Raw genomic sequence first — 12,137 nt, forward strand, 5'->3', positions numbered from 1 at the left:
TTTTGACGTTTATAATGAACGGTTAAGTTCAAGTTTGTTTTCGATACCGACAGGTGTCGGCGGAAGAAAACGTTTTTGCTCCGATCGCCTAAGCGATTATCGCTATATTTCGTTGACGTTTTGCTGTTCAGTTTTCAAGGTTCATGTTGTCACTTGTTTTAGCGACTCACTTATAATAACAAGATACGACATTAGTGTCAACCCGTTTTCAAAGAAAAAACGAATTCATTTTGAATCACTAGATGGATTCAAAATGAATTCGTTCGCTTACCCTAGAATTCTTTCTATATATAGTTGTCTTTTTAATGAAAGGTCTAATATTTCTCCAGATGTAGAAATACGAATCATTGGTCGAGTAGGAACATTTTGTTGAACAAATATTACTTCTCCTGTTTCGCCGGTAGATAATTCAACTCTCATACCAATCGGCAAGTCCCCTACTATACTAAATAAAGCTTGGACCACTTGAATATTAAATTTCCCAAACTCATCTTCACGAATCATTTCCATTACCTTAAATGGAGAAACCTTTGAACGATAGATGCGCTCTGACGTCATTGCGTGATAAATATCAGCAACTGCAATAATCTGAGAGATCAGTGTAATACTATCCATTTTTTCTCCTTTAGGATAACCACTTCCATCTAATCTTTCATGATGCTGAAAAATTGCTAGTTTCATTTCTGGTTTTAATAAAGGCGTTTCTTTTATCATTTGATAACTATATAAGGTGTGTTTTTTCACTTCGTTAAATTCATGTTGAGATAACGCAGCTTTTTTCTCAAGTAATCTACTATCAATTTTCGCCATTCCACAATCAGCAAGTAAACATGTAGTTGCTATTTGCATGATTTGCCCTTTTTCAAAACCTAACTTTTGTGCAAGTGCTCCAGCAATCATTCCCATAGCAATAGCATGATGATAAATATAATCATGTACTTTTGAATAATCGTTTAACTTCGCAACAATTTGTCGCTCCTCTAATACCCGCTCCACTAACGGCATAATAAACGATCGTACTTTCGTTACATCCACTTTAGAGCCTGACGACCAATTAATAAACTCTTTTTTATAATCTTTTACGGCTTGACTATAAAGACCACCGAATTCTTTTTTAACTGCAATCATACTTGGTGATTCAGAAAGGCTTGATGCTTTAGCCTCTTCCGCTTCTTGTAACTCTTCTTCTGATTTATTAAATGGATTAGCATTTGCAATAGCTACTTTTGTGATTTGGAAATTTTGGAACACCAAAAAATGTTCACGTGAAACCTTCGTATCTTTTCTTATAATTGGATACGGTGTATTTGCAAATATATCTTCGGCAATAACACTGCCTAATTTTAACTCTGAAACTCTTACATCTAAGTGTTCCAAAAGGATGACCACCTTTTGATTAATTTTAGGTTAATTGTAACGGATAGAGACAGTTTTTGTAAGATAAATTTATGAGAATAATTCAATTTTCTGATTAAGTGTCATTGGTTATTTGATATTTTCTTCTTTTACTGAGAAGCGTAAGATGTTAATTATGAAGGAAGTGGTATAGATGTTTAATAAGTTTTCATTTCATCCGGTGGTTTGGACCTTATTACTTGGAACTATTTTTGCAAGAGGCGCTAGCTTTATGGCGATTCCATTTTTAGCATTGTATTTAGCTTCAACAGAAGGGATTCATCCTGTGTTAATCGGGGTAACGATTGGTTTAGCTCCCTTAACAGGAACAATCGGTGGTTTTATTGGAGGTTATTTTTCCGATCGCTTTGGTCGAAAAAAGGTCATGCTAGGTACTATTTTTGTATGGGCATTGGTTTACATAGGATTTTCTCAAGCATCTCATATTAGTGTTTTCATGGCACTTAATGCGTTAAATGGACTGTGTAGATCATTTTTTGAACCTTCTTCTCAAGCTATGATGGCTGATTTGACGCCTTCTCATCTAAGAAAGCGTGTTTTCTCTTTACGATATTTCGCAATTAATGTCGGAGCAGCTTTTGGTCCTCTCGTAGGAGTTAGCGTTGCTCAATTTTCTTCTTCCCTACCTTTTATCATTACAGGTCTTATGTATACTTTGTATGGAATGGCTTTGTTATTTATGTTAAATCGTCATGAAATTATACATATTAGTCCCATTACAAAATTACGTATGACAGATGCGGCAGTTATTGCTTGGCAAGATAAAAGATTATTAATGTTTATCATCGGTGGTATTTTTGTTAGTGTAGGTTATTCTCAAATCGATTCTAATTTACCTCAATACCTCCAACAATCTTTTTCTGAAGGTGTTGTTCTCTTCTCAAGACTCATCGCGATAAATGCAGTAATTGTAATTATTTTACAATTACCACTCACATTATTATCTGAAAAATGGCCAGTCATGCGAGCAATGGTATTGGGAAGTCTTTTATTCGCCATTGGATTTGCTAGCTTTGGCTTCGTCAGCACACCATTTGGGTTTATGATTGCGATGGGTATTGTCACGATTGGGGAAATCTTCATTTTCCCATCAACTTCTGTCTTTATTGATCAAATTGCACCGGAAGATCGACGAGGTACCTATTTTGGAGCTGGTCAGTTCCGCTCCATCGGTAACTTTACAGGACCTGTCTTAGGTGGTTGGCTGCTCCATGACTTAGGTGGGACTTGGTTATTTTCAATCATTGGACTAATTCTCGTAGGCAGTATTTGGTTCTTCTACTTAGGTAGTAAAATTAAAGTATCTCAAGACATACAATCTACTTGATGCATCCGCAAATGTCAGCACAAAAAAAGGTCTAAGGCGCATAACGCACCTTAGACCTTTAAATTATTCTTCAGTTGTTTCAGGATCAGATTCAGGTTCTGATTCAGTACTTGGAGCTTCGTTCACTACTTCAGTTGAACTTTCTTCCCCGTCTTCATCAAACTCTTCCTCTTCTTCAGCCTTCTCTACTTTCGCAACAGTCGCAACAAGTTCTTCATCACCTAAACGAATCAGGCGAACACCTTGCGTGCTACGACCCGTAACAGAAATACTGCTTACATCCATACGAATTAACATCCCATTGATGGTAATCAACATTAAATCTTCTGATCCATCAACTGTCTTAACAGCTGCTAAATGACCCGTTTTTTCTGTAATTTGGCTGGTTTTAATTCCAACTCCACCACGAGATTGTAAGCGATACTCTTCTTCCGATGTACGTTTACCATAACCATTTTCAGTAACAACTAATACTTCTTGGCCAGGCTCTAGAATTTCCATTCCGACAACGTGATCACCTTTACGTAAACGAATACCACGAACCCCAGACGCTGTACGTCCCATTGAACGAATATCGGATTCATCAAAACGAACAAGCATACCGTTTCGTGTACCGATAACAATATGTTTCTTGCCATCAGTTAAACGCACGGAAATAAGTTCATCGTCTTCTTTTAGTGAAATCGAAATCAGACCATTAGCACGGATATTAGCGAATCCACTAACTGGTGTACGTTTTGTTACCCCTTGAAGCGTTGTGAAAATGAAGTAGGCATCGTCTTCAAATGATTCCATTTGAATCATCGCAGTTACCTTCTCTTCTTTATCAACACCTAATAAGTTAACAATCGGTAACCCTTTAGCTGTACGTCCGTATTCTGGGATTTCATACCCTTTCGCACGATATACTTTTCCTGTGTTTGTAAAGAACAGAATCGTATCATGCGTTGATGTATACAATAAATGTTCGACGAAATCATTTTCATTCGTACCCATTCCTTGTACACCACGGCCTCCACGTTTTTGACTACGATACGTATTAACTGGTAAACGTTTGATGTAACCGTTATGAGTTAAAGTCAGTACCGAGTTTTCACGTGGAATTAAATCTTCGTCTTCCATCATCTCAGCACCACCGGCTGTGATTTCTGTACGACGTGTATCACTAAAACGATCTTTAATTTCATTCAATTCTTCGCGAATTATTTGAATTACTTTTAATTCATCCGCAAGAATCGCTTTTAATTCAGCAATTAATCTTTGTAACTCTTGATATTCTGCTTCAATTTTGTCGCGTTCTAAGCCAGTCAAACGTTGAAGACGCATATCAAGAATTGCTTGAGCTTGTCGCTCTGAAAGATTGAACTGATCAATCAAACCAATTTTTGCTTCTTCTCCAGTTTGTGAACTACGGATTAAAGCAATAATTTCGTCGATATGATCTAGTGCAATACGAAGACCTTCTAAAATATGTGCACGATCTTCAGCTTTCGTTAATTCAAACTGAGTACGACGTTTGATAATAACTTTTTGGTGCTCTAAATAGTGATATAAAATCTCTTTTAATCCTAGAACTTTTGGTTGGCCATCTACAAGAGCAAGCATATTTACACCAAAACTAGATTGTAGAGATGTTTGTTTATATAAATTATTTAATAACACATTCGCATTCGCATCTTTACGGACCTCGATGACGATACGCATTCCGTTACGATCTGATTCATCTCGTAAATCAGTAATGCCATCGATTTTCTTGTCACGTACTAATTCTGCAATTTTTTCAATCAAACGAGCTTTGTTCACCTGGAAAGGAAGTTCATGAACTAAAATCACTTCTTTACCATTCGATTTTTGCTCGATTTCTACTTTACCTCGAATGATGACAGAGCCACGCCCTGTTTCATAAGCTCGACGAATCCCGCTTCTTCCTAAAATAATACCACCAGTTGGAAAATCGGGACCTGGTATGATTTCCATTAATTCTTCGGTTGTAATGGCTTCATTGTCAGCTAAAGCTAAAACAGCTTCGATGGTTTCTCCGAGATGATGAGGTGGAATATTTGTAGCCATCCCAACGGCAATCCCTGACGTACCATTGACTAGTAAGTTTGGATATCGACTCGGTAATACGATTGGCTCTCTTTCTTGACCATCATAATTATCTTTAAAGTCGATTGTATTTTTGTTGATGTCACGAAGTAGCTCCATTGCTATTTTCGACATACGAGACTCTGTATAACGCATTGCTGCAGCAGCGTCGCCATCCACGGAACCAAAGTTACCGTGACCGTCAACTAGCATATAGCGGTAACTCCAATGTTGCGCCATACGTACCATTGTGTCATAAACAGCTGTATCACCATGTGGGTGATACTTACCAATTACGTCTCCAACAATACGAGCTGATTTCTTATAAGGTTTATCCGCTGTATTCCCTAAGTCTTGCATCGCGTACAAGATCCGACGGTGAACGGGCTTTAACCCATCTCGCACGTCTGGAAGTGCTCGTTGAACAATAACGCTCATTGCATAGTCAAGGAAAGACGTTTTCATTTCTGAACTAATATTAATTCCCTTAACTCGATCATTTTGTATCTCTGTCATGCAGGCAACCTCCCTTCCCTTGACTCTTTAGATATCTAAGTTTTTCACGTAAATTGCATTTTCTTCGATGAATTGACGACGTGGTTCAACCTCGTCACCCATTAGACGTTCGAATGTTTCATCTGCATCAATCGCATCTTCTAAATTCACTTGAAGCAAGGTGCGCACGGAAGGATCCATTGTTGTATCCCATAATTGTGTCGCATCCATTTCCCCTAAACCTTTGTATCGTTGAATAACTGGTTTCGGTTGTTTTGGAAGACGTTCTAAAATTTCTTGTAATTGTTTATCTGAATAGCAATACTCAACTGATTTACCTTGCTTGATTTGGAATAAAGGAGGTTGAGCAATATATACATAACCAGCTTCGATTAATGGACGCATGAAACGGAACAAGAATGTTAACAATAACGTTCGGATATGCGCACCATCGACGTCGGCATCAGTCATGATGACAATTTTATGGTAACGTGCTTTTTCTAAAGCAAATTCATCGCCAATACCTGTACCTAGCGCTGTAATGATCGCTCTAATTTCAGTATTCGATAAGATTTTATCTAAACGAGCTTTTTCCACGTTTAAGATTTTCCCTTTTAACGGCAAGATTGCTTGGAAATGACGATCACGACCTGATTTAGCTGAACCACCGGCAGAGTCACCCTCTACCACATAGATTTCACTCTCTGCAGGAATTCGAGATGAGCAATCAGCTAGCTTACCTGGCAAACTTGAAACTTCAAGTGCAGATTTACGACGTGTAAATTCACGTGCTTTTTTCGCTGCAACACGAGCGCGAGCAGCCATCAATCCTTTTTCAATCACTTTTCGAGCGACAATCGGGTTCTCTAACATAAAACGCTCAAATGCTTCAGAGAATAAAGAATTCGTAATTGTACTAACTTCTGAATTCCCAAGCTTCGTTTTCGTTTGTCCTTCAAATTGTGGATCCGGATGTTTGACAGATACGATAGCCGTTAACCCTTCACGTACATCGTCCCCAGTTAAATTGGAGTCTGCATCTTTTAACATATTATTTTTACGACCATAGTCATTGATGACACGTGTTAATGCCATTTTAAATCCTGACTCATGGGTACCGCCTTCATATGTGTTGATATTGTTAGCAAACGAGAAAATATTGGCTGCATACCCATTGTTATATTGCATCGCAATTTCAATTGAAATGCCGTCTTTTTCTCCCTCGATAAAAATAGGTTCATCATGAATCGGTTCTTTTGATTTATTTAAATGCTCGACATACGATTTAATACCACCTTCGTAGTGATATGTGTTCGTACGAACTTCTTCTTCACGCTCATCTTTAATCACGATACGTAATCCGCGATTTAAGTAAGCTAACTCACGTAAACGGTTCGCTAAAATGTCATATTCATAAACAGTCGTTTCAGTGAAAATTTGTGGATCGGCTTTAAAACGAACAGTTGATCCAGTTTTGTCAGATTCGCCAATAACGTGAAGTTCCTTCGCTACTGCTCCTCTTTCGAATTGAATGAAATGCAGTTTTCCGTCACGGTGTACATATACTTCCGTAACTTCTGAAAGAGCATTAACAACGGAAGCTCCAACACCGTGAAGACCACCAGATACTTTGTAACCACCGCCGCCAAATTTCCCGCCGGCATGCAAAACAGTCATAATAACTTCGACAGCTGGTCGACCCATTTTTTCATGGTTACTTACTGGAATACCGCGACCATTATCATCAACTTTAATCCAATTGTCTTTTTCAATTGTGATAGCTATTTCATCACAATGTCCTGCTAAAGCTTCATCAATGGCATTATCAACGATTTCCCATACTAGATGGTGAAGACCTTTTGAACTTGTTGAACCAATATACATCCCTGGGCGTTTTCGTACAGCTTCTAAACCTTCTAAAACTTGTATTTGATCCGCATCATATGATGTTTGAAGTTCTTTTTCTTCCATTGCCATCTTGCTCACCTGCTCTTTCCTACAGTCATATCATTATTTTTATAGACGTTTTCGTCTGGAAGTTTCATTCATTTTCTTTAAAAGGTTCTGCGGGCTAAGTGGAGATGCATACGTTAAAAAAGGCGTGACTATGAGAGACTTCACACGGTGATGATCGACAATCATTCGTGTTCGTGGATGTTCTAACCACGCGTCCTGCTTCGTCGCATCCTTCATTTCACGAAAATCTAAAATCGCAAGAATATCCATGTGATTGACGACAATTGTTTTGCCAAGTCCAACATACATGGAATTTATGCTCCTTTTTCCACATGTCCCTGTTTCACATGGAACATCGCAGCTTGTCTAATGGTTTCATGATCGATACCTTCCACACTTGTTGTTGTAACAAATGTTTGAACTTCACCTTGGATGGTATTTAATAAATGGGACTGGCGATAATCATCGAGTTCAGAAAGAACATCATCTAACAAAAGAACAGGTGATTCACCCACTTCTTGTTTAATTAATTCAATCTCTGCCAGCTTTAAAGATAGAGCTGTTGTTCTTTGTTGTCCTTGAGATCCATATGTTTGGACATCGTAGTCATTGACGTAGAACTGCAAATCATCTCGATGAGGTCCAACCAATGTTAAACCACGGGCAAGTTCCTGTGATCGACCATCTTTTAATTTCTGCTCTAAAATGTCGACCATTTCCTCAAAAGAGGCATCACGATTTAGACCGCTTACTGGACAATACCGAATGTCCAACTTTTCAAGTCCTCTCGAAATCCCTAAATGAATTGGTTCAGCCCATTTTTGAAGCAGCTCCATAAACTCAAAGCGTTTTCGAATAACACTAACAGCTGCTTGAATATATTGATCAGTGTACACATCAAACATGACATCGTTTAAAGACGATTTCCCTTGATGCGTTTTTAAAATGTGATTACGTTGTTTTAATAATTTTTGAAAGGTCAATAAATCATGCAAGTACACGGGCGATATTTGGCCTATTTCCATATCTAAAAAACGTCTTCTTACCTGAGGACTGCCTTTTACTAAGTTCAAATCTTCAGGAGCAAACATGACGACATTTAGTTGCCCAATGTAGTCGCTCAATCTACTTTGTTCCAAATGATTCACTCGTGCTTTCTTCCCTTTTTTCGAAAGAGTTAACTCGAGTGGTAAGTGACCATATTTTTTAGAAACATCACCTTTTATTTTACCATATTCTTCTGACCAACGTATCAATTCTTTATCATTTGACGTTCGATGAGATTTTGCCATCGATAAAACATATAGGGATTCCATAATATTCGTTTTCCCTTGGGCATTTTCACCAATGAAGACATTAATCGTAGGTGAAAATTCAAGCGTTAACGATTCATAATTCCGATAGTTCGTTAATTCGAGCCGATCGATGTGCATCTTATTCTCCGCTCAAATTTTCCACTATGCAGAATTTACCATTTTCTGGGATAGTCACTGTATCGCCATTGCGAAGCTTACGACCGCGTCTATGTTCAAGCTCATCATTAACAAGAACATCATTTTCTGCCAAAAACCATCGAGCCATTCCGCCAGAGCTAATAATGTCTGTCATTTTAAGCAGTTGTCCTAATGTTACATATTCCGTATCAATCTCAATATTTTTCAAGGCAATTCAATCCTTCTTTTTTTAGTCTATCCCTTCATTTTACTCCATAATTCCAAAGAAGTAAAAAAGGATAGCCAAATTGGCTATCCTCGTCAAAATAAGTGATTAATATGTGCGAACTGGCAAGATTAATTGAAGGATCGAATCATCATGTAGCGATTTCAAAATGAATGGACGCATTGCTCCTGTGAATTGGACAACTACATCTTGTCCTTCGATCGCTTTTAAGGCATCCATCATGTATTTTGCACTGAAAGAAATTTTTAACTCTTCTCCCTCAATCGAAGCCGCTTGAATTTCTTCTTCAACTTTGCCGACTTCTGGTGAACTTGAAGAAATTTCTACCACATTTCCTTCTAGTGATGTGAAGCGAACAATATTGTTACGTTCTTCACGAGCTAACAAAGATGCACGGTCGATTGCTTGTAATAAAGCCTTTCCGTTCATCGTGACAGTCGTTTTATATTCATTAGGAATTAGACGAGACGTGTCAGGATAATTGCCTTCTAACAAACGCGAGTAAAATAATACGTCCTCCGTTTTGAATAAAACTTGCTGCTGCGTCATAACAATATGAACAGGGCTTGAAGAATCTCCAATGATTTTGCTTAACTCATTTAAACTCTTACCTGGAATCACGACACTATATTCGCCTTCAGGTAACTGTTCTAGTACAGTTTTTCGGCGAGCTAAACGGTGACTATCCGTAGCCACACAAATTAATTCGCCATTTTTCACTTCCCAGTGTACACCTGTCAAGACAGGACGGCTTTCTGAAGAAGATACGGCAAATACCGTTTCACGAACAATTGATTTTAATAAATCTGCAGGAATAATGAATTCACGGTCATCTTGAATTTCTGGAAGCAAAGGATATTCCGAAGCTTCTAATCCAATCAAATGAAATTCTGATTTACCTGAACGAATATGCGTTTGATAAGAATCATTTACTTCGATTTCAACATCATTAGTTGGCAATTTACGAATAATTTCGTTGAATACACGGGCTTGAAGTACAATCGATCCTTCTTCAATTACTCGTATCACTTGTTCCCCATTTTCTTCAGTTGGGATAAATGTCTGAATCGTAATATCAGAATCACTACCAGTTAAACGTAATCCTTGTTCCGAAATCTCTAGTTTAATACCAGTCAATATTGGAATTGTTGTCTTCGAACTAACTGCTTTCATAACATCACTTAAACCGTTTAATAAACGTTCACGCATGATTTCAAATTTCATTTTTTAACCTCGCTTATATATTTATTAATGTTTTAAAAGAATAATAGATATAGTAATAGGGCCTGTGGATATGTTGATAAGCCCCTTTTTATGAATCAGGACAAGCTATCCACATGTTGATAACGTGTGTGAAAACTAGTTCGCTTCAGTAGGAGTTATCCACAGATTTAAGACTTCCCTAAAACGCTCTTAATCTCTTTTAAGTCTTGTTGAAGCACTTGATCCTCTTTTAACATCGTCGATATTTTCTCATGAGCATGGATAACCGTTGTATGATCACGACCACCAAATTCTTCCCCTATCTTAGGTAAAGAGAATGCTGTAAGTTCACGTGATAAATACATCGCTATTTGTCGTGGGAAAGCAATAGATTTTGTCCGTTTCTTCGCTGTAAAATCTTCTAAACGCACGCTGTAATGCTCGCCGACTACTTTTTGAATATCCAAAATTGTAATTTTACGAGGTTTTGCGTTTGGCATAATATCTTTTAATGCTTCTGCTGCCAAATCTGCGTTCATATCTTTATTAACCAGTGAAGAATACGCAACTACGCGAATTAATGCCCCTTCGAGCTCGCGTATATTGGAGTCAATTGAATTGGCAATGTACATCATGACTTCGTTTGGAATATCTAAACCGTCTGCCTTTGCTTTTTTACGCAAAATGGCAATACGTGTTTCTAAGTCAGGTGGTGTGATATCAGTGATCAGACCCCATTCAAAGCGAGATCTTAAGCGATCTTCGAGTGTAGGAATTTCTTTAGGCGGTCGGTCACTTGAAATAACAATTTGTTTGGATTCTTCATGCAACGTATTAAATGTATGGAAGAATTCTTCTTGCGTTTGTTCTTTTCCAGCTAAAAACTGAATATCATCTATTAATAGAACGTCTACGCTTCGGTATTTATTTCGGAAATCAACTGTTTGATTGTCTCGAATTGAATTAATGAACTCATTTGTAAATTTTTCAGATGATAAATAAACCACTTTTGCATTAGGATTATGTTCTTGCACATAATGACCAATAGCATGCATTAGATGGGTCTTTCCTAGACCTACTCCACCATATATAAATAACGGATTATAGGCTTTTGCTGGTGCTTCAGCCACTGCTAATGAAGCTGCATGTGCGAAGCGATTCCCAGATCCAATTACGAAAGTATCAAATGTGTATTTCGAATTCAGCATACCAGGAGAAAATTCAGGTTGCTCATCATCCTTCATAGGAATGATTGGTGCTGGTAATGAAAAATCATCTAAACTTTGATCTTTTGGAACAACAAACTTAATAGTTAATGCTTCACCAGTCAGTTCTGTTAGGATACCAGCGATTAAATGGACGTAATGCGTATCTAACCAATCGCGTGCGAATGAATTAGGTGCAGCAATGGTTACTTCGTCCCCACGATACGTTAACATTTTCGTCGATTTTAACCATGTTTCAAAGCTCGGCTTCGAAATTTTTTGCTCGACTTGAGCAAGGACACCTGCCCATAGTTCTTCTAAATGTTCCAACAGCGTTTCTCCTTTACTATCATTTATAAAAGGCTCTGCTAACCTTTTCAGTTGTGTTTTATCAATAAAAGACGGAATCTGCTCTCTTGCATCGGACGAACAAGCTAACTTAGTCAGCACGTTTTTCCGTAAGAGTGTCGCTGATTCCCACCGATTAAAAACATTCATTAACAGAAACTTAAAAAATAATTTATAGTCATTTTCACATTATATAATGCATAGTCATGCACAAAACCACAAGCTGTGGATAAATGTTAATAAGAGCCTATGGATAAACTATCCACAAATTACTAACAGTTTGTGGATAACAATGAATAGTCATCTTGGTTTTGAAGAGTAAAACACAAATATCGTAACAAAATAAATGAGAAATTACAAGACTTCTTGAGGGTTATCCACAAAATGCATATTCATGCACAAGATGATTGTCCACAATG

General features: G+C 37.7%; 9 protein-coding genes. 1 reads left to right on the plus strand and 8 read right to left on the minus strand.

Going from position 1 to position 12,137, the window contains the following annotated elements:
- Window positions 1-267: 267 nt before the first annotated feature.
- Window positions 268-1,377, minus strand: coding sequence for an HD-GYP domain-containing protein (locus ACHUE4_RS10660; RefSeq protein WP_394189808.1), 1,110 nt, complete (start codon window positions 1,375-1,377; stop codon window positions 268-270).
- 172 nt (window positions 1,378-1,549) lie between these two features.
- Here ACHUE4_RS10660 and ACHUE4_RS10665 point away from each other — a divergent pair, with 172 nt between their 5' ends.
- Window positions 1,550-2,743 carry an MDR family MFS transporter gene (locus tag ACHUE4_RS10665; RefSeq protein ID WP_394189810.1) on the plus strand — a complete coding sequence of 398 codons (1,194 nt, stop codon included), beginning with the start codon at window positions 1,550-1,552 and terminating at the stop codon, window positions 2,741-2,743.
- Window positions 2,744-2,806: 63 nt separating this feature from the next.
- Here ACHUE4_RS10665 and gyrA read toward each other — a convergent pair whose 3' ends face one another.
- The 7 genes from gyrA to dnaA all read right to left on the minus strand — a co-directional run bounded on the left by gyrA (window position 2,807) and on the right by dnaA (window position 11,700).
- Entirely contained in the window at window positions 2,807-5,347 is a 2,541-nt protein-coding gene (gyrA, locus tag ACHUE4_RS10670; RefSeq protein ID WP_394189812.1) for a DNA gyrase subunit A, read from the minus strand.
- A 27-nt stretch (window positions 5,348-5,374) separates the two neighbouring features.
- Window positions 5,375-7,303, minus strand: coding sequence for a DNA topoisomerase (ATP-hydrolyzing) subunit B (gene gyrB / locus ACHUE4_RS10675; protein WP_394189814.1), 1,929 nt, complete (start codon window positions 7,301-7,303; stop codon window positions 5,375-5,377).
- Window positions 7,304-7,342: 39 nt separating this feature from the next.
- Window positions 7,343-7,591 (minus strand): hypothetical protein, encoded by a 249-nt coding sequence (locus ACHUE4_RS10680; protein ID WP_394189816.1) that lies wholly within the window; start codon window positions 7,589-7,591, stop codon window positions 7,343-7,345.
- Between the two features lie 5 nt (window positions 7,592-7,596).
- A complete protein-coding gene (gene recF / locus ACHUE4_RS10685; protein ID WP_394189818.1) occupies window positions 7,597-8,715 on the minus strand; it encodes a DNA replication/repair protein RecF in 1,119 nt (372 codons plus the stop codon).
- A 1-nt stretch (window position 8,716) separates the two neighbouring features.
- Window positions 8,717-8,944, minus strand: a complete 228-nt coding sequence (gene yaaA / locus ACHUE4_RS10690) for a S4 domain-containing protein YaaA (protein ID WP_394189820.1) — start codon at window positions 8,942-8,944, stop codon at window positions 8,717-8,719.
- Window positions 8,945-9,049: 105 nt separating this feature from the next.
- Complete coding sequence (gene dnaN, locus ACHUE4_RS10695) at window positions 9,050-10,186, minus strand: DNA polymerase III subunit beta (protein ID WP_394189822.1); 1,137 nt, start codon at window positions 10,184-10,186, stop codon at window positions 9,050-9,052.
- Between the two features lie 167 nt (window positions 10,187-10,353).
- Window positions 10,354-11,700 carry a chromosomal replication initiator protein DnaA gene (gene dnaA, locus ACHUE4_RS10700; protein ID WP_394189824.1) on the minus strand — a complete coding sequence of 449 codons (1,347 nt, stop codon included), beginning with the start codon at window positions 11,698-11,700 and terminating at the stop codon, window positions 10,354-10,356.
- Window positions 11,701-12,137: the final 437 nt, after the last annotated feature.

The sequence above is a fragment of the Paenisporosarcina quisquiliarum genome, assembly GCF_043641925.1.
Classification (GTDB): Bacteria; Bacillota; Bacilli; order Bacillales_A; family Planococcaceae; genus Paenisporosarcina; species Paenisporosarcina quisquiliarum_A.

What these genes read in the sequence shown, in the direction of transcription:
- ACHUE4_RS10665 (WP_394189810.1), top strand. Translation starts at nt 1,550, where the DNA reads ATGTTTAATAAGTTTTCATTTCATCCGGTGGTTTGGACCTTATTACTT.
- gyrA (WP_394189812.1), bottom strand. Translation starts at nt 5,347, where the DNA reads ATGACAGAGATACAAAATGATCGAGTTAAGGGAATTAATATTAGTTCA.
- gyrB (WP_394189814.1), bottom strand. Translation starts at nt 7,303, where the DNA reads ATGGCAATGGAAGAAAAAGAACTTCAAACATCATATGATGCGGATCAA.
- ACHUE4_RS10680 (WP_394189816.1), bottom strand. Translation starts at nt 7,591, where the DNA reads ATGTATGTTGGACTTGGCAAAACAATTGTCGTCAATCACATGGATATT.
- recF (WP_394189818.1), bottom strand. Translation starts at nt 8,715, where the DNA reads ATGCACATCGATCGGCTCGAATTAACGAACTATCGGAATTATGAATCG.
- dnaN (WP_394189822.1), bottom strand. Translation starts at nt 10,186, where the DNA reads ATGAAATTTGAAATCATGCGTGAACGTTTATTAAACGGTTTAAGTGAT.